We start from the raw sequence: 21673 nt of genomic DNA, 5'->3' as shown, positions 1-21673 counted from the left end.
CTCACGAATATTCACCTTTCCCCGGCACAGGGCTGACCGCCTAGGGATATCCCCTAAGTCATTGAAATAACTCGCAGTAATGAAAAGCCATCAGGAAATCCCCATTAGGGAATTTGCTTATGCCCTTTAATTATTTGTAAAGCGCATACTGAGTGGGCAAGAATTCGTTCTGAGCATAAAGCACCCCAGATGGAACTTCGCCAACTCGAGGCCTTCGCGGCCGTCATGTCCACAGGCAGCGTCACCGCTGCCGGGCGGCTGCTCGGCCGTTCGCAACCGGCGATCAGCCGGCTGCTGCAAGAACTGGAAGCCGAGATCGGCTACGCCCTGTTCACCCGCAGCGGCCCCCGCGTGACCCCGACCGACCAGGGCTTCCTGCTGTACGACGACGTCGAACGCGCCCTGTCCAGCCTGCAACAGATACGCGGCCGCGCCGAGGAAATCGCGCGCGGCCAGGCGCAGCCGTTGCTGCTGGCCGCCACGTCGGCGCTGGCGGCCGGGCTGGTGCCCGATGCGCTCAAGCGCATCGAAGCGCAAAGCGGCGCCGCGCGCATTCAACTGCGCAGCGCATCGCCCGAACGCGTGGTGCACGCGGTGTTGAGCGGCGCGGCCCAGCTGGGCGCGACCAGCCTGCCGTTGGAACACCGCGGCCTGACGGTGCATTGGATCGGGCAGGCGCCCTGTGTGGTCGCATTGCCGGAAAACGACCCGGCCGCACGCCATGACGTGGTGCCCGTGGCCGAGCTGGCCGGACGCCGCGTCATCACCATGGCCAACCCGTACCGGCTGCGCCGTCGCCTGGACGCTGCGCTGCCGCCTGGTGGCAACCCGCTGGGCGCCATTGAAACCAATTCGTCCGTCAATGCCCTGGCCGCCGTGCGCGCCGGTTTGGGCGTGTCGGTGCTGGAACCCATTACCGCCTACGGTGCGCCGATGGCGGGCGTGGTGATCCGGCCGATCGACCTGGACATTCCTTTTTTCTTCGGGGTCATCACCCCGCAGTCGCAAGCGCCGACGCCGGCCTGCCAGGCCTTGGCCGATGCCCTGGCGCAGGCCGCGGCGGCGCTGCTGCCCGGCTTCGTGCTGCACGACGCCTGCCAGCACGGCGCGCTGCTGCAGTCCATCTACGGTGATGAAGCCCCTCTTACGGATACCCCCGCACTATGAACTTGCCGCTTGCCCACCCAGCCGCCCCGGCGCCCGCGCCGCAAGGCCTGGCCAATCTGGAAGCCCGCCTGCGACAGGACCTGTCCTGGCTGGAAATTCCCGCCAAGAACTGGGTCACGCCGCGCGTGGTCGATGGCCAGCCGGTGCTGGACGTGGCCATCGTGGGCGGCGGCATGGCCGGCCTGGCCGCCGCGGCGTCGCTGACGCACCTGGGCATTGTCGCCCCCATCTTCGACCAGGCGCCCGAAGGCTATGAAGGCCCCTGGGCCACCACGGCCCGCATGGAAACGCTGCGCTCGCCCAAGCAGTTGACCGGCCCCGCGCTGGGCCTGCCCGCCCTGACCTTCCGCGCCTGGTTCGAGGCGCAGTTCGGTCTTCAGGCCTGGGACGCGCTGGACAAGATTCCGCGCCTGCAATGGATGGACTACCTGCGCTGGTACCGCCGCGTGCTGAACCTGGACGTGCGCAACGAACACCGCATCCTGGCCGTGCTGCCGCGCGCCGACCAACTGGTGCAGCTGGACATCGAATCGCCCGCGGGCCGCAGCACGGTGCTGGCGCGCCGCGTGGTGCTGGCCACCGGCCGCGACGGCCTGGGCGGCGCCTACGTGCCGGCCTTTGCGCACAAGCTGCCGCGCGACCGCTGGGCCCATTCGTCGGACGTGATGGACTACGCCACCCTGGCCGGCAAGCGCGTCGGCGTGGTGGGCGCGGGCGCGTCGGCCATGGACAGCGCGGCCACCGCGCTGGAAGCCGGCGCCGCCAGCGTGGACCTGCTGATCCGCCGCAACGACATCCCCCGCATCAACAAGGGCAAGGGCGCCGGCAACCCGGGCCTGACCCACGGCCACCTGAACCTGCCCGACGACTGGAAGTGGAAGATCCGCCACTACATCAACGCCGCCCAGGTGCCGCCCCCGCGCGGCAGCACGCTGCGTGTATCGCGCCACCCGAATGCCTACTTCAACCTGGGCTGCGGCGTGCAGGACGTGGCACTGGCCGGCGATGACATTCGCGTCACCACGCCCAAGGGCGTGTTCACGCTGGACTTCCTGATCTTCTCGACGGGCTTTCGGATCGACTGGACCGTGCGTCCGGAATTCGCCGCGCTGGCGCCGCACGTGCGCGCCTGGGGCGACCGCTACACCCCGCCGGCCGGCGAAGAGGACCAGGAACTGCACGATTCGCCCGACCTGGGCCCCGTGTTCGAACTGCAGGAAAAGACCGCCGGCGCCTGTCCGGGCCTGGACCGGGTGCATTGCTTCTCGTACCCGGCCGCATTGACCCAGGGCACCGTGTCCGGCGACATACCCGCCATCAGCGAAGGCGCCAAGCGCCTGGCGCAGGGCATCGCGGGCCTGTTCTACCGGGAAGACGTGGCGATTCACTACGCCAACATGGAAGCGTTCTCGGAGCCGGAGGTGTTCGGCGACGAATGGACGCCCGCCGCGGCGCCGACCAAGCAAGCGGAGACCGCGCAATGACCGGCTGGCTGCTACGCCGCATCGCGCAAGCCGCGGTGGTCGTGCTGCTGATGACGTTGATCGTCTTCGTGGGCCTGCACGCCATCGGCAACCCGGTGGACATCCTGATCGGCCAGGACGTCGACCAGATCGACCGCGCCCGCATCATCGCCGAGCTGGGCCTGGACAAGCCCCTGTGGCAGCAGTACCTGGGCTTTTTGAACGGTGCGCTGCATGGCAACCTGGGCAACAGCTTCGTCTACAACATCCCCGCCATCGAGCTGGTGATCCAACGCCTGCCCGCCACGCTGGAACTGGCGATTGCCGCCCTGCTGCTGGCGGTCATTGTCGGTCTGCCGTTGGGCCTCTTGGCCGGCCTGTACCCCGACAGCCGCTTTGCCAAGCTGATCATGGCGGGCAGCATCGTCGGCTTTTCGCTGCCGACCTTCTGGGTCGCGCTGATGCTGATCATGACGTTCAGCGTGTCGCTGGGCTGGCTGCCGGCCAGCGGCCGCGGCCAGACGGTGGAATTCCTGGGCTTTCAGTGGTCGTGGCTGACGGCCGACGGCTGGCGCCACCTGATCCTGCCGGCGCTGAACCTGTCGCTGTTCAAGATCTCGCTGGTGATCCGCCTGACGCGTGCCGGCGTACGCGACGTGATGCCGCTGGACTTCGTCAAGTTCGCCCGCGCCAAGGGCCTGTCGCCGTTTCGCGTGGTCTGTGTGCACGTGCTGCGCAACACCATGATTCCGCTGGTGACGGTGCTGGGCCTGGAACTGGGCTCGACCATCGCGTTTGCCGTCATCACCGAAAGCATCTTCGCCTGGCCCGGCGCCGGCAAGCTGATCCTGGACAGCCTGAACGCGCTGGACCGCCCCGTGATCGTGGCCTACCTGATCGTGGTGGTGTGCCTGTTCGTGACGCTGAACCTGATCGTGGACATTCTTTATAAAGTGCTGGACCCCCGGGTGCGGCTGGAGGCCTCGGCATGAGCGCCACGTCTACCCCTACCCCTACGCCCGCTCTGCGCCGCGAGTCCCCCTGGCGTCGCAATCTGCTGGAATTCCTGTCGTCCAGGACGGCGGTGTTCGGCCTGGTCATCGCCACCCTCTTGATCCTGGCGGCCGTGCTGGCGCCGTGGATCTCGCCGCAGAACCCGTACGACCTGCTGCAGATCGACGTGCTGGATTCGCGCATGACGCCGGGGTCGATGAACGGCCTGGGCACTTTCCATTACTGGCTGGGCACCGACGGCCAGGGCCGCGACCTGCTGTCGGGCATTCTGTATGGCCTGCGCATCAGCCTGATGGTCGGCGTGGGCTCGGCCCTGATCGCCGGCATCATCGGCACGCTGCTGGGCCTGTTGGCCGCGTACGCGGGCGGCAAGGTCGATGCGCTGATCATGCGCCTGGTCGACCTGATCCTGTCGTTCCCGTCCATCCTGGTGGCCATGATGATCCTGGCCTACCTGGGCAAGGGCGTGGGCAACGTGGTGCTGACGCTGGTGATCCTGGAATGGGCCTACTACGCCCGCACCGCGCGCGGCCAGGCCCTGGTCGAACGCCGCCGCGAATACGTCGAAGCCGCCCGCTGCCTGGATATTCCCAACTGGCGGATCATGCTCAAGCACATCCTGCCGAACTGCCTGCCGCCGCTGATCGTCATCGGCACCTTGCAGATCGCGCGCGCCATCACGCTTGAAGCCACGCTGAGCTTCCTGGGGCTGGGCGTGCCGGTGACCGAACCGTCGCTGGGCCTGCTGATTTCCAATGGCTTCCAATACATGCTGTCCGGTGAATACTGGATCAGTTTCTACCCCGGCATCGCGCTGCTCGTCACCATCGTGGCGATCAACCTGGTGGGCGACCGCCTGCGCGACGTGCTGAACCCGAGGACCCACAAATGACCGCCGCCCGCCCCGTCGCGGCGCCGGCCGCCGCATCGAACCCGGCCGCACCGGCCACGCTGCAAGTGCGCAACCTGCGCACCCATTTCTTCACCCGCGCCGGCACCCTGCCCGCCGTGGACGACGTGTCGTTCACTCTGGAACGCGGCAAGATCCTGGGCCTGGTCGGCGAGTCCGGCTCGGGCAAGTCCGTCACCGGCTTTTCCATCATGGGCCTGGTGGACGCCCCCGGCCGCGTGGTCGGCGGCCAGGTGCTGTTCCAGGGCCGCGACCTGACCCAGCTGACCCCGCGCGAACTGCGCAAGCTGCAGGGCAACCGCATCGCCATGATCTTCCAGGATCCGATGATGACGCTGAACCCCGTCTTGCGGGTGGATGTGCAGATGATCGAAACGGTGCGCGCCCACAACAAGATGAGCAAGTCGCAAGCCCGCGAGCTGGCTCGCGACACGCTCGGCATGATGGGCATTCCCAGCCCGGAAGAACGCCTGCTGGCCTACCCCCACCAGCTGTCCGGCGGCATGCGCCAGCGCGTGGCCATTGCGATCGCCATGCTGCATCGCCCCGACCTGATCATTGCCGACGAGCCGACCACCGCGCTGGACGTCACCATCCAGGCGCAGATCCTGTCCGAAGTGCAGAAGCTGGCGCAGCAGCACGGCACCAGCCTCATCTGGATCACGCACGACCTGTCGGTAGTGGCGGGCCTGGCCGACGAAGTGGCCGTGATGTACGCGGGCCGCATCGTCGAACACGGCAAGGTCGACGACGTGCTGGATCGCCCCCAGCATCCCTATACGGTGGGCCTGATCGACAGCCTGCCCAGCAACAACCAGCGCGGCCAGCGTCTGCGCCAGATTCCCGGCATGACGCCCAACCTGCTCAACCTGCCCGCCGGCTGTGCATTCGCGGCGCGCTGCGCGCGCGCCACGGCGCAGTGCGGCCAGGCGCCCGCCATCACCGACGTGCTGCCCGGCCACCAGGTGCGCTGCTTTCACCCGACGATTCAACTGCGCGAGGTGGCGGCATGAGCCAGCAATCCGCTATCGGCACGCCGTTGCAAGCGCAGCCTGACACGACGGCCGGCGCACAAGCCGGCGTCACGCCCCTGATCGATCTGCGCCAGGTCAGCAAGCGCTTTGGCGAACGCCCCGTGGGCGCCGCCGGCCGCGCCTTGCAGCGCCTGGGCCTGTCCAAACCGCCCGCCGTCACGCGCGCCGTCGACCATGTCGACCTGATCGTGAACCCCGGCGAAGTGGTCGGCCTGGTCGGTGAATCCGGCTGCGGCAAGTCCACCCTGGGCCGCATTGCCGCGGGCCTGCTCACGCCGTCCGGCGGCGACGTGCTGATCAACGGCCGCCGTCCGGCCGAGATGACGTCGGCCCAAGCCCATGCCGCCCGCCTGAAAGTGCAGATGATCTTCCAGGACCCCTACGCCAGTCTCAACCCGCGCCTGCGCGTGGACGAGATCGTGGGCGAAGCGGCCCGCATCCACGGCCTGGTGGGCAACGGCGAGTTCGACGATTACGTCAGCGCCCAGCTGCAGCGCGCCGGGCTGGACCCCGCGCTGCGCCAGCGCTATCCGCACCAGTTCAGCGGCGGTCAGCGCCAGCGCATCGGCATTGCCCGCGCCCTGGCCGTGCAGCCGTCGATGCTGGTGTGCGACGAAGCCGTGGCCGCGCTGGACGTGTCTATCCAGGCGCAGATCCTGAACCTGTTCATGGACCTGCGCGAACAGCTGAACCTGACGTACCTGTTCATCAGCCACGACCTGGGCGTGGTCGAGCACCTGTCGGACCGCGTGGTCATCATGTACCTGGGCCGTGTCGTGGAAACGGCCACGGTCGACGAGGTGTTCCAGCGCCCCAACCACCCTTATACCCAGGCGCTGCTGGCCGAGATTCCCAACCTGAAATCGCGCCACAAGACCTTTACCGCCATCAAGGGAGAGATTCCCAGCCCGCTGAACCCGCCCTCTGGCTGCCACTTCCATCCGCGCTGTCCGCATGCGATGCCGCGCTGCAAAACCGAGGTTCCCACTTTGAAGGGAATCGCCATCAACCACCTGAGCGCCTGTCACCTGAACGACATGGCCTGACGCTCGCGGACCACGGCGCCTGCGCCGCGATCCATGGAACCTTTACTGCTCGTTCCCCCTCACCAAGGACTCCGAACATGAAACGCCTGATTCTCTCGACCCTGACCGCCGCCATCCTGGGCGTGTCCGCCGCGGCCTCGGCCGACAACCTGTCCATCGGCTTTGCCGACCCGCTGTCGTCGCTGGACCCGCAACTGAACAACCATGCCGGCGACCGCTCGGTGGCCCTGCACTTCTGGGACCTGCTGATCGAGAACAAGTGGAACAAGCTGCAGCCCGGCCTGGCCGTGAGCTGGAAGCCGCTGGACAGCACCACCTGGGAATTCAAGCTGCGCGAAGGCGTCAAGTGGCAGGACGGCACGCCGTTCACCGCCGACGACCTGATCTATTCCTACACCCGCGCCCGCGCCGTGCCCGGCAGCGTGGCCACCTACGCCGGCTACCTGCGCACCATCGACACGATGACCGCCAAGGACCCGCTGACGCTGATCGTCAAGACCAAGACCCCCAACCCCGACCTGCCGCTGAACCTGGCATCGGTCCACGTCGTCAGCAAGCACGTCGGTGAAAAATCGACCACCGAAGACTACAACTCGGGCAAGGCCATGATCGGCACCGGCCCGTACAAGTTCGTGTCCTACACCCCCGGCGACCGCGTCCTGATGGAACGCAACGACGGCTACTGGGGCGAAAAGGCCACCTGGGACAAGGTCAACTACCGCTACATCAACAACGCCGCCGCCCGCACCGCCGCCCTGCTGGCCGGCGACGTGGACGTGATCGACAAGGTCTCGGTGTCCGACCTGGCCAAGCTGCAAAAGGCCCCGAACGTGTCCGTCTACCCCTACGACGGCCTGCGCGTGATGATCCTGCAGCCCAGCTTCAACCCCGCGCCCAATCAGTACATCACCGACAACAACGGCAAGCCGCTGGACAAGAACCCGCTGCTGGACGTGCGCGTGCGCCAGGCCCTGAACCTGGCCATCAACCGCAAGGCCATCGCCGACCGCATCCTGCAAGGCGCCGCCACCGAAGCCAACCAGTGGATGCCCAAGGGCACCTTCGGCTACAACCCCGACGTGAAGGACATCCCCAACGATGTCGAACAGGCCAAGAAACTGCTGGCGGCCGCGGGCTTTCCGGACGGCTTCAAGCTGACCATGCACGTGCCCAACGACCGCTACCCGCAAGGCCCGGAAACCGCCCAGGCGGTGGCGCAGTTCTGGACCCGCATCGGCGTCAAGACGCAAGTGGAAGTCGTGCCGTGGGCCGTGTATTCGGGCCGCGCCAACAAGAACGAATTCGCCGTCAGCATGCTGGCGTGGGGTAACGGCACGGGTGAAGCCAGCTACGCGCTGGTCAACATCCTGGCCACCGTCGACGCCAAGAAGGGCCTGGGCGCGTCCAACTGGGGCCACTACAGCAACCCCAAGGTCGATGCCGCGCTGGACCAATCCACCTCGGAATTCGACGTGGCCAAGCGTGAATCCATCCTGCGCGACTCGGTCAAGCTGGTGGCCGACGACGTCGGCATCATCCCGCTGTACCACTACAAGAACATCTGGGCCGCCAAGAAGGGCCTGAAGGTCACCCCGATGACCAGCGACCGCACCGCGGCCATGATGGTCACCAAGGACACGGGCAAGTAAGACCATGGTCCCGACCCTTTCCATCTCCCCCGCGGACGCGTTGATCGACGTGCCGCGCCACCTCCGGGTCGAGCATGTCGCGCCCGGCCAGACGGTCGAGATCACCGCCTTGACCCGCCGCAACGGCGTGCTGTGGCAAAGCCACGCCGCCTTCGTGGCGGGCGAGGACGGCGTGGTCGACCTGTCGCGCGACGCCCCGGCCTCGGGCGACTACGCCGGCGTGTCGCCCATGGGCCTGGTGTGGTCGCAGTCGCCCGTGGACTCGCCCAGCCGCGAACACTTCAACCACCCGGTCACCGAGGCCCTGGTCACCGACATCGTCGTGCGCGCCGCGGGTGCGCGGGCCCAGGGTCGCTTCGTGCAGCGCCTGGCCGCCGACGGCGTCACCCGTATCGACGTGCGTGAAGCAGGCCTGGTCGGCACGTTGTACCTGCCGGCCGGCGCCACGCCCGGCTCGCACCCGGCCGTGATGATCCTGAACGGCTCGGGCGGCGGCATCAACGAACCGCGCGCGGCGCTGTATGCCTCGCGCGGCTATGCCGCCTTTGCGCTGGCGTACTTCAAGGCGCCGGGCCTGTCCGACTACATCTCGAACACCCCGCTGGAATACTTCCAGACCGGCCTGCGCTGGCTGCGCAAGAAGGTCCAGCCCAAGCACGACTTTGTCGCCATCAGCGGCCAGTCGCGCGGTGGCGAACTGGTGCTGCTCCTGGGCGCCACCTTCCCCACCGAAGTGTCGGCCGTGGTGGCCTATGTGCCCGGCGCCGTCGTGCATAGCGGCCAGAACGCCTGCGACCCCAAGATCGGCCGCGAAGGCCCGACCTGGCTGCTGGGCGGCAAGCCCCTGCCCCACGTCTGGGAAAACAACCGCACCGCCACCTGGGCGCCGTTCGACGAAGGCCCCAACCCGCATCGGCACGAGAAGGCCATCCTCACCGCCTTGCAGGACCCCGACGCCGTGGCGCGGGCCCGCATCCGCGTCGAAGACATCCAGGGCCCGGTCATGCTGCTGTCCGCCACGGACGACGGCTCGTGGCCGTCCAGTCTGTATTCGAAGATGGTGCAGGACAAGCTGGCCGAGGTGAAGCACCCCTACCCGGTCAAGTGGCTGGACTACGAGAACGGCGGGCATTCCATCCTGTTCCCGTATGTGCCGACCACGCAGCTGGTCTACGCCCACCCCGTGTCCGGCAAGATCAGCACCAGCGGCGGCAATCCCAAGGACAACGCCCGCGCCGACCAGGAATCCTGGGAAGGCGTATTGAAGTTCCTGGACGCGGCAGTGAAGGCTCGCGCGGCCGGCACGCCCGCCAAACCGGCGCAATGACACTCAAGGAGACGCTCTCAATGGCACAACAACCCATCGTCTACGACGCCGCGAAAGACCTCGTTGACCAGCTCATCGGCCTGAAGGCCGACAGCACCACCTACGCCGTGCGCCACCAGCGCGACAAGGTCGCGGCCGCCACGCAAGGCAGCTACGACGCCCTGTTCGACCCCGCGCTGCCCGGCCTGACGCTGGCCGAGCGCCTGCTGGTCGCGCTGTACGCCTCGCGCCTGACGCCGTCGCCCGCGCTGGCCGCCCACTACCGCCAGCGCCTGGTGGACGCCGGCGCCAGCGCCGCCGACATCCAGGTGGCCGAATCCGGCAAGCCCGCGGACGCCGTCGATCCGCGCCTGGCCGCCATCCTGGAATTCACGCGCAAGCTGATCGAAAAGCCCGTCGAAGGCGACGAAGCCGCGCTCAAGACCCTGCCCGCTGCCGGCGTGTCCACGCCAGCCGTCGTCACCTTGTCGCAGCTGGTCGCCTTCCTGTCGTACCAGGTGCGCCTGGTCGCGGGCCTGGACGCCATGAAGTCGCTGGCCGAGCAACCCGGCCACCCCACCGGCACGCCCGCCGCGCCCTTCCCGCCCAACACCGCCGCCACCGCGCCCGGCGACGTCATCAAGAACCACGGCTTCACCAACGAATCGCTGGAATGGAAGGCCTGGCTCGACGTCATCGACCTGGACAAGGCCACGCCCGACCAGATCGCCGTGCTGGAAGAAAGCCACCCCAAGGCCAAGGTCTCGGACTACTACCGCTTCCTGGTGCACCAGCCGGAAATCCTGCGCCAGCGGTCCACGGCGTTCAACGCCATCATGTATGCGCCGGGCGGCCTGTCGCGTGCCGAGCGCGAGCTGGGCGCCACCGTCGTGTCGCGCGTCAACGGCTGCGTGTATTGCGCGTCGGTGCATGCGCAACGCTTCGAACAACTGGCCAAGCGCAATGACGTGATCGCCCAGGTGTTCGAAGACCCCGCCACCGCCGGCACCACCGCGCGCGAACTGGCGATCGGCAAGTTCTCGATCCAGATCACCGACGCGCCGGCTGCCGTCAATGCCGACAGCATCCAGGCGCTGAAGGACGTGGGCCTGACCGAAGGCGAGGTGTTGGACCTGCTGCATTCGGACGCGATCTTTGCGTGGGCCAATCGCTTGATGCTGAACCTGGGCGAGCCGGTTTTTCCGGCTTGATGCCGCCGATGCGAGTCGGGTAGATATCGGACCACGCCTCGCACCCGGCACCGCAAACACAGGCCGCCTTCGGGCGGCCTGTCATTTTTGGCGCGCTTCCACCCGCTGCGCCAACAGGTCGTAGAACAGCCGCGCCACCGGGTTGAGCGCCTTGCCGCGCGGATGGATCAGGCCGATGGTGCGCGTGACCGTGGGGTTGCGCAGCGGCACGCTGACCAGCATGCCATGTTCCGGCCCCGGCATCGCCAGGCGCGGCACCACGCCCACACCCAACCCCGCCTCGATCATGCTGACCAGCGCCGGCACGTGCTGCACTTCGCAGAAATGGCGTGGCCGGCAGCCGCTATGCACCAGCGCCTGGTCCATCAGGAAGCGATTGCCGCTGCCCTGGGCCAGCGTGATGTACGGATGGTCTTCCAGGTCGGCCCAGCCCACCCACTTGCGCCGCGCCAGCGGATGCTTGCGGCTCACGGCCGCCACGAAGGCCTCTTCCAGCAAGGGCTTGAATTCGATCTCGGCGTCGTTGGCGCCGATGTAGGTCAGGCCGAAATCGGCATCGCCTCGCGCCACCGCCGTCAGCACCTGCGACGACGACTCGTCGATGATGCGGATGCGGATGCGCGGGTATTGCGCGTGATACTCCCGGATCACATCCGGCAGGAAATACGCCACCGCCGATGGCACGCAGGCAATCGTCACCATGCCCGACAGCCGTTCGGCCACGTCGCGAATGCCGATCAACGCGCTTTCCAGTTCGTTCAGCACGCTGCGGGCCTTGGGCACGAAGCCCCGGCCGATGGTGGTCAGTTCCACCTTGCGGGTCGTGCGTGTCATCAATTGCACGCCCAGCGCCGCCTCAAGCTTGTCCACCCGCCGCGACAGCGCGGATTGCGACAGATGCAGCGCCTCGGACGCCGCGCGAAAACTGCCCAGGTCGGCCACCGCCAGAAAGGCGCGTAGATCCGCGAGATCGAAATTCATGCGTTTTCATCAAGAATTGAACTAATTTTTGCACTTTACTCGATTCCGGGCGCCGGGCACGATGTCTTCCAGCCGCAACCAATAGCGGCCCAGACCAGGAGACCCCACCCCATGAAGCCGTTACGGAGAGCCTGCCTGCGCACCGCGCTGGCCCTTGCGACCGCCCCCTTGCTGCTGTCCGCCATGCCGTCCGCCCACGCCGCCGACGCCTGGCCGCAGCGCCCCATCCGCCTGCTCGTGCCCTACGGCCCCGGCGGCAGTTCCGACGTCGTGGCCCGCGCCGTGGCCGTGGAAATGTCGCGCGACCTGGGCCAGCAGGTCGTCGTCGAAAACAAAGGCGGCGGCCAGGGCACCATCGCCACCCAGGAAGTCGCGCGGGCCCGGCCCGACGGCTACACGCTGATCCTGGGCCATGTGGGCACGCTGGCGGTCAACCCGACCATGATGCCCAATCTGTCGTACGACCCGCGCCGCGACTTCGCCCCCATCGTGCTGCTGGCCAAGCTGCCCATGGTGTTTGCCGTGGGCGACAAGGTGCCGGCCGCCACATTGCCGCAATTCGTCGCCCTGGCCCGCGCCAAGCCCGGCGTCTTGAACTACGGTTCGGCCGGCAACGGCAGCGCCGGCCACCTGGCCTTCGAAATGCTCAAGACTGCCGCCGCCATCGATGTCGTGCACGTGCCCTACAAGGGCACCGGCGCCCAGGTCACCGACCTCTTGGCCGGCAACATCGATGCGGCCGCCGCCGGCATCCCGGGCCTGTTGCCGCACGCCCAGGCCGGCAAGATCAAGATCCTGGCGGTGGGCTCGGAACACCGCCTGCCCATCCTGCCCGACGTGCCCACCGTGGCCGAACAAGGATTTGCCGGATTTGAGAGCTCGCAATGGTTCGGCCTGCTGGCCCCGGCGGGCACCCCGGACGCCGTCGTCGCGCGCCTGCAGGCCGCCGCCAACACCGCCCTCAAAAGCGCTGCCGTGCACCAGCGCCTGGCCCACGACGCCGCCGAGCCGTCCGGCGCCGGCCCCGCCGAGTTTGCCGCCTTCATCGACGCCGAAGAGCGCCGCTGGAGCAAGGTCGTGCGCGACGCGCACATTTCCGCGCAATAGCCCCGCCCCAATCGCCTCCCTCTTTTGTTTGCACAAGGACTTTGACCATGGCTGCCCCCACCGGCGTCACGACCGCCCCCGCTCGTTCCCCTGCCCCCTCCGTCATTGCGGAAGCCGACCTGCGTGACCTGGGCGTACGCGCCTTCCAGGGCCTGGGCCTGCCGCCCCAGGATGCCGCCGACGTCGTTGAAGTGCTGGTACTGGCCGACCTGTTCGGCCTGTCCACCCACGGCCTGTCGCGCATCGAATCGTATGGCGAACGCCTGCAGGTGGGCGGCATCAATGCCCAGGCCCGCATCCAGGTGACAAGCCCCGCGCCCGCCCTGCGCCTGGTGGACGGCGACAACGGCGTCGGCCCGCTGGTCGGCATGCACTCGCTGCGCGCCGCCATGCAGGCCGCCAGCGAATGCGGCGTCGGCATCGCCTTCGCCCGCCAAAGCAATCACTTCGGCCCCATCTCGCCCTACGGCCTGATCGCCGCCGAAGCCGGCTACGCCAGCATCATCGGCAGCAACGCCACCACCACCATCGCCCCGTGGGGCGGCACCGACGCCCGGGTGGGCAACAGCCCCATCGGCTTTGCCGTGCCCAACCCGGGCGGCCAGCACTTCCTGCTGGACATGGCCATGAGCGTGGTCGCCCGCGCCAAGATCCGCAACGCCCTGAAGGCCGGGCAGGCCATCCCCGACACCTGGGCCACCGACGCCCAGGGCCAGGCCACCACCGATCCCAAGCAGGCGCTGGACGGTTTTCTCTTGCCCATCGGCGGCCACAAGGGCTACGGCCTGGCGCTGATGGTGGACCTGTTCGCCGGCCTGCTCTCCAACGCGGCCTACCTGACCCACGTCAAATCCTGGGTCGACGCCCCCGACGAACCGCAGAACTTGGGGCATTTCTTCTTGCTCATCGACACCCGCCGCCTGGGCTCGACGCAATGGCTGGCCGAGCGCATGAACGACTTCGCCGCCATCCTGCACGACAGCCCACCGGCCGACCCCCAACGCCCCGTAATCCAGCCCGGAGAAATCGAACTGGCCAAGCTGGCCCGCCAACGCCAGCACGGCATCGACATCGCCCCCGACGTGCTGGCGCTGCTGCGCCGCCACGCCGGCCAGCCCCACGGCTGACGCGGCCACGCATCCAGGAGGAGACACATCATGAAAGGCTCAGCCTTCTTTGCGCTGGGATTGCTGGCCGCCCTGGCCGCCCCCGCGTCACACGCCGCGGACGCAGCCGCGAGCTACCCCAGGCAGCCCATCCGCCTGATCGTGCCCTACGTGGCCGGCGGCGCCGCCGACATCACCGCGCGCGTCATCGCCGCGCACATGGGCAAGACCCTGAAGGGCACCCTGGTCGTCGAAAACAAGCCGGGCGCCAACGGCATGATCGGCACCGACTTCGTCGCCAAGGCCGCGCCAGACGGCTACACGCTGCTGCTGGACGCCAGCGGCCCGCTGGTCGTCAACCCGTCGCTGTACAAGAAAACGCCCTATGACCCGCTGAAGGACTTCGCGCCCATCAGCCAGATCACCAGCTACCAGTACGCCCTGGTCGTGCCGCAGCAATCGCCCGTGCACAGCCTTGACGATTTGATCGCCGCCGCCCGCAAGAAGCCCGGCGCCGTCACCTATGGCTCGGCCGGCCTGGGCGCTGGCGGCCACCTGGCCGGCGAACTGCTGGCGCTGCAGACCGGCACCCAGATGACGCACGTGCCCTACAAGGGCAACGCCCAGGCCCTGACCGACGTGCTGGGCGGCCAGCTGACCTTCACGTTCGACACGACGGTGACCGCCACCCCGCACATCCAGTCCGGCAAGCTGCGCGCCTACGCCGTCACCGGCCCGCGGCGGGCGTCCAGTCTGCCCGATGTGCCCACCATGCAGGAACTGGGCTACCGCGACTTCGTCGTGACCCAGTTCCAGGGCTTGCTGGCCCCGGCCGGCACCGATCCCGGCATCCTCGCCACGCTGCACCAGGCCGTGATGCGGGCCGTGCAAGACCCGGAGGTGATACGTAAACTGGCCACCGAAGGCGGCAACGAAATCGTCGCCGGCACGCCCGACGATTTCTCGCGCCAGCTGCGCGACGACCTGCAACGCTATCGCACACTGATCACCAACGCCCACATCACCGCGGAATGACGCCATGTACCAGATCGACATCCTGATCCAGGGCTACCCCGGGCGCGCCGTCTGCCACGGCGGCCTGGGCTGGAGCACCAGCACCTTGCTGCGCTCGGCCACTCACAAGATCCTGGTCGACGTCGGCGCCTTTGGCGTGCGGCACCAGTTGGCCAGGCACCTGGACGCCTGCGGCGTCGCGCCCGCCGACATCACCGACGTCGTGCTCACCCACGCCCACTACGACCACGCCGTCAACTTCACCCTGTTTCCCAACGCCACGGTGTGGATCGGTCAGCAGGAACTGGAATGGGCCGCCGCGCAACCGCCGGGTTTTAACCCCTTGCCCGAGCTGTACGTGCAGGAACTGAACCGCCAGACGCGCGTTCGCCGTATCGGGGACGGCGACACCTTCCTGCCCGGCATCACCGCCATCGCCTCGCCGGGCCACACGCCCGGCCACTTGCTGTTCTACGTCGACGATCCCCGCCAGGCGGTGCTGTTCACCGGCGACGCGGCCAAGAACCGGGCCGAACTGCTTTCCGGACAAGTGGCCGACACCGCCGATGCGGCAGCCAGCCACGCCAGCCTGCAACGCATCTGGGCGTGGTGGCGCAAGCGGCCCGGCACCTTGCTGGTGCCGGGCCATGACCTGGGCATGACGCTGGATGACAGCGGCGCGCCCGTCTACGTCGGCGAGCGCCGCGCCGCGATCAATGCCTGGTTTGGCGAAGATCTTCAGCCCACGCGGATTGATCTTTGTTGTGCAGGCATGGCGGGGCGGCACGAGGTCTGACGCCAGTTATCCCCCTGACGCTCTCTTTTTTCCATTCACCATGACCGCCATCGCCCCCCACATCCTGCAAGCCTTCACTCCCACCGGCACCCTGCGCGCCACCATCAACCTGGGCAACCCCATCCTGGCCCGGCGCGATGCCGCAGGCCATGCCGCGGGCGTCTCCGTCGACCTGGCCCGGGCCTTCGCCGACCGCTTGGGCGTGCCGTTGACCCTGGTCGTGCTGGACAGCGCCGGCAAGGCGGTCGACACCGTCAGCCAGGACAACGCCGACATCGGCTTTTTCGCCATCGACCCCAAGCGCGCTACCGACATCGCCTTCACCAACGCCTACGTGCTGATCGAAGGCGCCTACCTGGTGCGCCACGACTCGCCCCTGCAAGACATGGCCCAGGTCGACGACCCGCGCCACCGCGTCACCGTCGGCCAAGGCAGCGCCTACGACCTGTACCTGACGCGTGAACTTCGCCACGCCGTCATCACCCGCGCCGCCACCTCGCCCACCGTCGTCGACACCTTCCTCGAACAGGGCACGGAAGTCGCCGCCGGCGTGCGCCAGCAGCTCGAAGCCGACGCCGCTCGCCTGGGGGACTTGCGCCTGTTGCCCGGCAGCTTCATGACCATCCGCCAGGCCATGGGCCTGCCGCGCCGCCGCGGCGAGGCCGCGCAGCAGGTGCTGGCCGCCTTCGTCGAAGACATGAAACGCAGCGGATTCGTCGAGCAGGCCTTGGCCCGCCATGGCATCGAAGGCGCCGCGGTCGCGCCTGCGGCGTAGGGATTTCGTTAAACTGACGCTTTCCCGCCTTCTTTTGCGCCCCGCTGCCCGCGGGGCGCATTGCCTTGCCCCATGTCCGAAAAGACCCACGACATTCGCCCCGGCCAGTCGATTGAACTGCTCAAGGCCCTGCACATCCTGACCCGCGACGGCAAGATGAACCAGGACAGCCGCAGAAAGCTGAAACAGGTCTACCACCTGTTCCAGTTCATCGAGCCCCTGCTGAAAGACGTTCAACAGGAACGCGGCGCCGTCACGTTGGCGGATCACGGCGCGGGCAAGTCGTACCTGGGCTTCATCCTGTATGACCTGTTCTTCAAGGAACAGAAAGACGCCGCCAACAGCGGCTCGCACATCTACGGCATCGAAACCCGCGAAGAACTCGTCAAGTCATCCGAAGAACTGGCCAGGCGCCTGGGCTTTGACGGCATGTCGTTCCTGAACCTGTCGGTGGCCGAATCGATCACCTCGGACAAGCTGCCCAAGACCATCGACGTCGTCACCGCCCTGCACGCCTGCAACACCGCCACCGACGACGCGATTCATTTCGCGCTGGAAAAGAAAGCCAAGTACATCGTCGTCGTGCCCTGCTGCCAGGCCGAAGTGGCGTCCGTGCTGAGAAAGAACAAGGCGCGCGCCCTGGCCGACCCGCTGGCCGAAATCTGGCGCCACCCGCTGCATACGCGTGAATTCGGCAGCCAGATCACCAACGTGCTGCGCTGCCTGCAACTGGAAGCCCACGGCTACCAGGTCAGCGTGACCGAGCTGGTCGGGTGGGAACACTCGATGAAGAACGAACTGATCATCGCGCAGTACAAGAACCTGCCGAAGAAGAAACCGGCCGAACGCCTGACCGAGATGCTGGACCGGATCGGCCTGCAGGAATTGAAGGATCGGTTTTTCCTGCCGGAAGCGGCGGTGGCGGCATAAAGCAAAAAGCGAAACCTGGCATGGGTTTCGCTTTTTTTCGCTTGTCTTTTGACGGCTTTCGGCGCGGACTGGCCGGTGACCTCGCCCGCTTCAACGCGCGCGCCGCGAAATCAATTGCTGCGACGCAGCCGATCCGTGGATTGCTTGTTCAGCCGCTTGGCTTCGGCTTCGGCGTAATCCTCTTCGCCCTCTTCGTACTTGCCGTCATACATGCAGCTGCTGCGGACCCAGCCGCATTCGCCCACGACCTTGGCGCAGCCCGAACTGAGCAGCGCGAGAAACAGCACGACACCGTAACGGCCCAACGTTTGAATCGACATATTGCTCCTTGAAGTTCCCGCTAGTGTACGGGTGAGGATGACGGCTACGGCCGCCAAACGCAGTAAAAAATGGTGTCAAACGCCGGTGGCGGATCAATGAAAGACACAACCGTACCCTGGTGGCGGGCGTCTGAATCATTGCAAGCCGGGTCCTGCATCGCCGCGCCGGCCTGCCGCCCAGGCATCGGAATCTGGCATCATCGCCCTTTTCGGCGGATCACTTTCCATGCGCAAACTCCTCTGCCTTCGCGACGGCATCGAAGCCATTGCCGCGTGCCATGACGACAGCGATGTCTGGGACCGTTATTGCTGGGTTTACGTGACCGATGGCGTGCCGCTGGTCGACGCCCAACTCTATCTGTCGACCCGCGAAGACGAAGATGACCCCGCCGTCGATGAAGACGGCGAGGAACATCCCGCCTTCGCCATCGAGCACGGGCTGGTCAGCTATCTTGAAGCCACCACCTTCGCCGACGTGTTGAGTGTTCAGAAACGGCAGCAGCCGTTATCGCGGCTAGAAGACTATGCTGCCGCGCTCGAACATTATGCCGAGCAAGACGCGTTCCTGGACCGCGGCGAGTTCTACAGCGGCGGCAACGAACCCGAGCCGACGCCAGGCTTGTCGCGCGACATTTACGCGGAATACGACCTTCATCTGACCGCATGCCCGGCGGACCGCTTGCTGGCCGCTGCGAAGGCTGCCGCCGGCCTGCTGGATATCAACGCGGCCGACGCGCTGAACCGCTGCCGGCAACTGCCGCTGATACTGGGCGAACGCGTCGATGCCCGCGAGCGCGACCGCATCGAAGCGCGATTTGCCGACACGGCCTTGCCCTTGCAAAGAACGACCCACGTACCGCTGGCGTGGCAGATGGACCGCCCTTGAAGCCCTGCCCGGGGTGCGAGATCAGCGCGCCTGACCGATCTGCAACAAGGTCAACTCGCGCCGCATATAGCGGTTCATCACCTGCGCCAGAATCGGGTTGCCGGCATTGTCCGCCTTCGGCGACACCAGCCTGACCACCCCCGCGCACAGCTTGCCGGCCTGGACCGTGCTGCTGGACACCTGGGCTTGCACCGCATCGGCCATACTGGCCCGCCAGGCCGCGTGGATGCCCCCCACTGCCTGCTTGGCCGTGGCGCAGTCCGCGTAGGCCAGCGAAATCACCACCGCCGGCACGTCGTCAATCTGGGCATCCGCGATGATCCCCGAGAAATACGGCGCAATGCCGCGCCCGTTCGCCTCGACCGCCGCCTTCAGATTCTGCTTGGCGATATCCGCATCTGCGTTCGTCGACAGCAACACCTTCGCCGGGTCCACCGCGGCCAGGCCCATGATCGGCGAGATGACAGCCGCCTGCACGATTCGGCCCCGGTCGGCCGGCACGCCCTTTTTCAAACCCGCCAAGGACGTGGCCACGATCTCGCTATCCGCCACCGATGGCACAGGCTGGGCCAACATCGGCATGACCTCGCCCGACGGCGCCTGGATCAACGCCGACCCCAGCGGCAGCACAAAACTGGACTTGCCCATCATGCCGCGCCACGGGTCTTTCGGATTGGCCTTCTTCAGGTCCATCTGGCCGGCGCCGCCATTGGCGATCAGCCCCGACACGCCGCCCTCGACCGCCACGAAATCGCCCTGCTTCAAGCTGGCAACCAGTTTCCCGACCGCCTTTTGATCCTTCAACCCCCAATAGCTGACATTGGAAGGCGGCTGGCCAAACCCCGCGAAATAAACCACGTCGTCGAACGCGACCTTCGCGTTCAGCGACCATTGATCCAGACCCGAACCGATCGATTCAAGCGGTCGAATCGACTGCGCCATGCTCAGCCGGCGCATGCCATCGGCCGTGGGCCCGGACTTTTCCAGGTCCCGCCAGGCGGGCACGTCCAGAAAGACGATCTGCATCGCCTGGGCACCGGAAAGCACCGCCTGCGGTATCTGCTTCAAGGCCTGTTGCAGCGTTTGCGTGCTGTCCTGTGCCACGGCGGAAGATCCAAATCCTGCCAAGAGGCAAAGTGCAAGAGCCTTCAAGCGCATCAACTTTCTCCGTTTTTCTTGATGGGTTTGCCGTGTGAGCGATCCCCATGGGTGGCGAGCCACCCGCCAAGCCGCGTCGCGGCAATCGGCGGCGACGCAGGGCAAGACTGCCCTTGCGGGGTTTGAAATGGCCTCGACCAAAATTCGGGGACACGACAAAATCGATGGGAGATAGTACCTGAATGCCGAAGGATCGCCCCCGATGCACTCAATTCAGCAAAGCGGCAACGCGGACAGGGCAACGCGTTGCGGGCAGGCAGGACGCCAGCTCAGATCGGCCTGCCTGCACCTGCCGTCACGCGTTCGCCCTGAGCTTGCGCCACTGCCCCGGCGTGCTGCCCAACGCCTGCCGAAACGCCTTGCCAAAGGCCGCCTCGGATTGATAGCCCACGGCCTCGGCAATATCCGCCAACGTGCGCCGCGTCTGCTGCATCAGCCTGCTGGCGTGCATCATGCGAACCGCCAGCAACGCGGCACCGGGCGTCATGCCCGAAGCCCCTTTGAAGCGCCTGGCGTAGGTGGCCCGCGACATCGCCGCGGCCGCGCCCAGGGAATCCAGCGTGAATGCATACTGCGGGTTGGCCAGCATCGCGCAACGACGCGCACAGGCGCCCGTCGGCAATCAGGGCCAGCCAGCTGGGTTGGGGCGCTTCAGATGACTCGCCCTCGCCATAGGCGCGCATCGCATAGGCCAGCAAAGCCTGTGGTCGAGTCACTTGACCTCCACAAGTTGCGAGCGCTATCCAACAACCCACTCTTCCGCGCTCCGCTCCCCCAACCTCGCCGAAAACCGCACCAAATACCCATCCGGATCCTGCACCAAGAATTGCCGCACGCCCAATTCAACGGCATTACTCCGATACCACTTCTCTTCCGGGGCCATGAACAACGGCCAGCCCGCCTCCGACAGCGCGGCAAGCAGCGGTTCGATGGCAGACACCGTGATCTGAAAATTCACCCCACGGCCAAGCGGTGCACTCAGCGGGCCGGTAATCCAGTTGCGGCCGCCTTGCTCTTCCAGCATGACCTGCGCGCCTTCATAGTCCAGGTACGCAAAGCCCTCTTCCATTCGGCTATACAGCACGGCAAAGCCGCAGGTATCCACCCAGAATTGCAAACTGGCCGAGATATCGGTGACTAGCAGCTCGGGGACAAGCCTGGCCCACTGATTCGTCATGGTTCACTCCTTTATGCTTATGATGAATGTCGCTCGATCACGAGCGACAGTTTGGTCGCGACTGCGGAGTGTAGATTTATCTGCGCGCCAGGCAATCCAACCCGCCGCCGCGCACATCTTCACAGACGATCACAACTCTCCCGTATCTGATCGTCTGAACACGCTGCACAATAGCGAGATACCTTCATCACGGCGCCCCCGCACACCTTGCGAGCCGCCCGTGCAGGCCCCCAGTTTTCAAAGGATGCGCCCCATGCCGACCTTCCGAATCCAACTGCTCGCAGGCGTTGCGCTGCTTGCCACGGCGGCCACCGCGTCGGCCATCACGACCGACCCGGTGTTTTCCACCCAGGCACTTGGCTTATCCAAGGCCACCGCGGCACAAGGTGATAACGCACCGCAAAATGGCGCCGAGCCTTGCGACCCCAAGGAGCGGCTGCACATCGGGCTGTCGGACAGCGACACGAAATTGGTGTTGCCCTGGTTCGTGACCGAGCTGAAGGAGGCGGTGAATGAAGGCCGGTCGCTAGAGGACACGGCCCAGGGGCTGGCGCGGGGGCTTTGAACCGCCCCGATCTGAGAGCGTGACTGCCCTGGCTGGATTACGCGGCCCCATTAGCGAT

Annotated in this window: 22 protein-coding genes; 17 read left to right on the top strand and 5 right to left on the bottom strand. The window is 66.7% G+C overall.

Annotated features, from left to right (window positions below; translation table 11 throughout):
• Positions 1–189 precede the first annotated feature (189 nt).
• The 9 genes from AC3WMR_RS14130 (at position 190) to AC3WMR_RS14090 (ending at position 10800) form a co-directional block, all read left to right on the top strand.
• Complete coding sequence (locus AC3WMR_RS14130) at positions 190–1167, top strand: LysR family transcriptional regulator (RefSeq protein ID WP_025136128.1); 978 nt, start codon at positions 190–192, stop codon at positions 1165–1167.
• The gene (locus AC3WMR_RS14125; protein WP_492265535.1) at positions 1164–2651 is read left to right on the top strand and encodes an NAD(P)-binding domain-containing protein; all 1488 of its coding nucleotides are present in this window, start codon (positions 1164–1166) and stop codon (positions 2649–2651) included. The genes AC3WMR_RS14130 and AC3WMR_RS14125 overlap by 4 nt, the downstream gene beginning before the upstream one ends.
• Positions 2648–3622: an ABC transporter permease gene (locus tag AC3WMR_RS14120; RefSeq protein ID WP_492265534.1), complete on the top strand. Its 975-nt coding sequence runs from the start codon at positions 2648–2650 to the stop codon at positions 3620–3622. The genes AC3WMR_RS14125 and AC3WMR_RS14120 overlap by 4 nt, the downstream gene beginning before the upstream one ends.
• The gene (locus AC3WMR_RS14115) at positions 3619–4536 is read left to right on the top strand and encodes an ABC transporter permease (RefSeq protein WP_492265533.1); all 918 of its coding nucleotides are present in this window, start codon (positions 3619–3621) and stop codon (positions 4534–4536) included. The genes AC3WMR_RS14120 and AC3WMR_RS14115 overlap by 4 nt, the downstream gene beginning before the upstream one ends.
• Positions 4533–5567 (top strand): ABC transporter ATP-binding protein, encoded by a 1035-nt coding sequence (locus AC3WMR_RS14110; RefSeq protein WP_492265532.1) that lies wholly within the window; start codon positions 4533–4535, stop codon positions 5565–5567. Before AC3WMR_RS14115 ends, AC3WMR_RS14110 begins: the two co-directional genes overlap by 4 nt.
• Positions 5564–6634 (top strand): ABC transporter ATP-binding protein, encoded by a 1071-nt coding sequence (locus tag AC3WMR_RS14105; protein WP_492265531.1) that lies wholly within the window; start codon positions 5564–5566, stop codon positions 6632–6634. Before AC3WMR_RS14110 ends, AC3WMR_RS14105 begins: the two co-directional genes overlap by 4 nt.
• A gap of 77 nt (positions 6635–6711) precedes the next feature.
• Positions 6712–8283: an ABC transporter substrate-binding protein gene (locus tag AC3WMR_RS14100; protein ID WP_492265530.1), complete on the top strand. Its 1572-nt coding sequence runs from the start codon at positions 6712–6714 to the stop codon at positions 8281–8283.
• Positions 8284–8287: 4 nt separating this feature from the next.
• On the top strand, positions 8288–9610 hold the full coding sequence (locus tag AC3WMR_RS14095) for an acyl-CoA thioesterase/bile acid-CoA:amino acid N-acyltransferase family protein (RefSeq protein WP_492265529.1): 1323 nt from the start codon (positions 8288–8290) through the stop codon (positions 9608–9610).
• Between the two features lie 20 nt (positions 9611–9630).
• On the top strand, positions 9631–10800 hold the full coding sequence (locus AC3WMR_RS14090; RefSeq protein WP_492265528.1) for a CMD domain protein: 1170 nt from the start codon (positions 9631–9633) through the stop codon (positions 10798–10800).
• An 81-nt stretch (positions 10801–10881) separates the two neighbouring features.
• Here AC3WMR_RS14090 and AC3WMR_RS14085 read toward each other — a convergent pair whose 3' ends face one another.
• Positions 10882–11781, bottom strand: a complete 900-nt coding sequence (locus AC3WMR_RS14085; protein WP_492265527.1) for a LysR family transcriptional regulator — start codon at positions 11779–11781, stop codon at positions 10882–10884.
• A 111-nt stretch (positions 11782–11892) separates the two neighbouring features.
• On the opposite strand from AC3WMR_RS14085, the gene AC3WMR_RS14080 reads away from it, so the two are divergent.
• The 6 genes from AC3WMR_RS14080 to AC3WMR_RS14055 all read left to right on the top strand — a co-directional run bounded on the left by AC3WMR_RS14080 (position 11893) and on the right by AC3WMR_RS14055 (position 17509).
• Positions 11893–12888 (top strand): Bug family tripartite tricarboxylate transporter substrate binding protein, encoded by a 996-nt coding sequence (locus AC3WMR_RS14080; RefSeq protein ID WP_492265526.1) that lies wholly within the window; start codon positions 11893–11895, stop codon positions 12886–12888.
• A gap of 47 nt (positions 12889–12935) precedes the next feature.
• On the top strand, positions 12936–14015 hold the full coding sequence (locus tag AC3WMR_RS14075) for an Ldh family oxidoreductase (protein WP_492265525.1): 1080 nt from the start codon (positions 12936–12938) through the stop codon (positions 14013–14015).
• Positions 14016–14045: 30 nt separating this feature from the next.
• Positions 14046–15029, top strand: coding sequence for a Bug family tripartite tricarboxylate transporter substrate binding protein (locus AC3WMR_RS14070; RefSeq protein ID WP_492265524.1), 984 nt, complete (start codon positions 14046–14048; stop codon positions 15027–15029).
• Between the two features lie 4 nt (positions 15030–15033).
• Positions 15034–15804 (top strand): MBL fold metallo-hydrolase, encoded by a 771-nt coding sequence (locus AC3WMR_RS14065; RefSeq protein WP_492265523.1) that lies wholly within the window; start codon positions 15034–15036, stop codon positions 15802–15804.
• Between the two features lie 40 nt (positions 15805–15844).
• Positions 15845–16579: a transporter substrate-binding domain-containing protein gene (locus AC3WMR_RS14060; protein WP_492265522.1), complete on the top strand. Its 735-nt coding sequence runs from the start codon at positions 15845–15847 to the stop codon at positions 16577–16579.
• 72 nt (positions 16580–16651) lie between these two features.
• Positions 16652–17509, top strand: a complete 858-nt coding sequence (locus AC3WMR_RS14055; RefSeq protein WP_492265521.1) for a class I SAM-dependent methyltransferase — start codon at positions 16652–16654, stop codon at positions 17507–17509.
• 110 nt (positions 17510–17619) lie between these two features.
• Here the strand turns inward: AC3WMR_RS14055 and AC3WMR_RS14050 are convergent, their stop codons facing one another.
• Positions 17620–17829, bottom strand: a complete 210-nt coding sequence (locus tag AC3WMR_RS14050) for a hypothetical protein (RefSeq protein ID WP_492265520.1) — start codon at positions 17827–17829, stop codon at positions 17620–17622.
• A 226-nt stretch (positions 17830–18055) separates the two neighbouring features.
• Between AC3WMR_RS14050 and AC3WMR_RS14045 the strand changes: the two genes are divergently transcribed.
• Positions 18056–18715, top strand: coding sequence for a DUF7716 domain-containing protein (locus AC3WMR_RS14045; protein ID WP_492265519.1), 660 nt, complete (start codon positions 18056–18058; stop codon positions 18713–18715).
• 21 nt (positions 18716–18736) lie between these two features.
• Here the strand turns inward: AC3WMR_RS14045 and AC3WMR_RS14040 are convergent, their stop codons facing one another.
• From AC3WMR_RS14040 to AC3WMR_RS14030, 3 genes are all read right to left on the bottom strand, one after another.
• Positions 18737–19819, bottom strand: a complete 1083-nt coding sequence (locus AC3WMR_RS14040) for a hypothetical protein (protein WP_492265518.1) — start codon at positions 19817–19819, stop codon at positions 18737–18739.
• 349 nt (positions 19820–20168) lie between these two features.
• Positions 20169–20462, bottom strand: coding sequence for a helix-turn-helix domain-containing protein (locus AC3WMR_RS14035; RefSeq protein WP_492265517.1), 294 nt, complete (start codon positions 20460–20462; stop codon positions 20169–20171).
• A 150-nt stretch (positions 20463–20612) separates the two neighbouring features.
• The gene (locus AC3WMR_RS14030; protein WP_492265516.1) at positions 20613–21050 is read right to left on the bottom strand and encodes a bleomycin resistance protein; all 438 of its coding nucleotides are present in this window, start codon (positions 21048–21050) and stop codon (positions 20613–20615) included.
• A 253-nt stretch (positions 21051–21303) separates the two neighbouring features.
• On the opposite strand from AC3WMR_RS14030, the gene AC3WMR_RS14025 reads away from it, so the two are divergent.
• Entirely contained in the window at positions 21304–21615 is a 312-nt protein-coding gene (locus AC3WMR_RS14025; RefSeq protein ID WP_492265515.1) for a hypothetical protein, read from the top strand.
• Positions 21616–21673: the final 58 nt, after the last annotated feature.

Source organism: Achromobacter sp. FW305-C-28 (assembly GCF_058783235.1).
Note: the sequence above shows the minus strand (reverse complement) of the source record. Positions and strands in the feature narration are given on the sequence as shown.

Coding starts and splice junctions, on each gene's coding strand:
- AC3WMR_RS14030 (WP_492265516.1), bottom strand. CDS start 21,050: ATGACGAATCAGTGGGCCAGGCTTGTCCCCGAGCTGCTAGTCACCGAT.
- AC3WMR_RS14075 (WP_492265525.1), top strand. CDS start 12,936: ATGGCTGCCCCCACCGGCGTCACGACCGCCCCCGCTCGTTCCCCTGCC.
- AC3WMR_RS14125 (WP_492265535.1), top strand. CDS start 1,164: ATGAACTTGCCGCTTGCCCACCCAGCCGCCCCGGCGCCCGCGCCGCAA.
- AC3WMR_RS14045 (WP_492265519.1), top strand. CDS start 18,056: ATGCGCAAACTCCTCTGCCTTCGCGACGGCATCGAAGCCATTGCCGCG.
- AC3WMR_RS14095 (WP_492265529.1), top strand. CDS start 8,288: ATGGTCCCGACCCTTTCCATCTCCCCCGCGGACGCGTTGATCGACGTG.
- AC3WMR_RS14065 (WP_492265523.1), top strand. CDS start 15,034: ATGTACCAGATCGACATCCTGATCCAGGGCTACCCCGGGCGCGCCGTC.
- AC3WMR_RS14110 (WP_492265532.1), top strand. CDS start 4,533: ATGACCGCCGCCCGCCCCGTCGCGGCGCCGGCCGCCGCATCGAACCCG.
- AC3WMR_RS14085 (WP_492265527.1), bottom strand. CDS start 11,781: ATGAATTTCGATCTCGCGGATCTACGCGCCTTTCTGGCGGTGGCCGAC.
- AC3WMR_RS14050 (WP_492265520.1), bottom strand. CDS start 17,829: ATGTCGATTCAAACGTTGGGCCGTTACGGTGTCGTGCTGTTTCTCGCG.
- AC3WMR_RS14025 (WP_492265515.1), top strand. CDS start 21,304: ATGCCGACCTTCCGAATCCAACTGCTCGCAGGCGTTGCGCTGCTTGCC.
- AC3WMR_RS14120 (WP_492265534.1), top strand. CDS start 2,648: ATGACCGGCTGGCTGCTACGCCGCATCGCGCAAGCCGCGGTGGTCGTG.
- AC3WMR_RS14060 (WP_492265522.1), top strand. CDS start 15,845: ATGACCGCCATCGCCCCCCACATCCTGCAAGCCTTCACTCCCACCGGC.
- AC3WMR_RS14130 (WP_025136128.1), top strand. CDS start 190: ATGGAACTTCGCCAACTCGAGGCCTTCGCGGCCGTCATGTCCACAGGC.
- AC3WMR_RS14080 (WP_492265526.1), top strand. CDS start 11,893: ATGAAGCCGTTACGGAGAGCCTGCCTGCGCACCGCGCTGGCCCTTGCG.
- AC3WMR_RS14035 (WP_492265517.1), bottom strand. CDS start 20,462: ATGCTGGCCAACCCGCAGTATGCATTCACGCTGGATTCCCTGGGCGCG.
- AC3WMR_RS14055 (WP_492265521.1), top strand. CDS start 16,652: ATGTCCGAAAAGACCCACGACATTCGCCCCGGCCAGTCGATTGAACTG.
- AC3WMR_RS14105 (WP_492265531.1), top strand. CDS start 5,564: ATGAGCCAGCAATCCGCTATCGGCACGCCGTTGCAAGCGCAGCCTGAC.
- AC3WMR_RS14100 (WP_492265530.1), top strand. CDS start 6,712: ATGAAACGCCTGATTCTCTCGACCCTGACCGCCGCCATCCTGGGCGTG.
- AC3WMR_RS14090 (WP_492265528.1), top strand. CDS start 9,631: ATGGCACAACAACCCATCGTCTACGACGCCGCGAAAGACCTCGTTGAC.
- AC3WMR_RS14070 (WP_492265524.1), top strand. CDS start 14,046: ATGAAAGGCTCAGCCTTCTTTGCGCTGGGATTGCTGGCCGCCCTGGCC.
- AC3WMR_RS14115 (WP_492265533.1), top strand. CDS start 3,619: ATGAGCGCCACGTCTACCCCTACCCCTACGCCCGCTCTGCGCCGCGAG.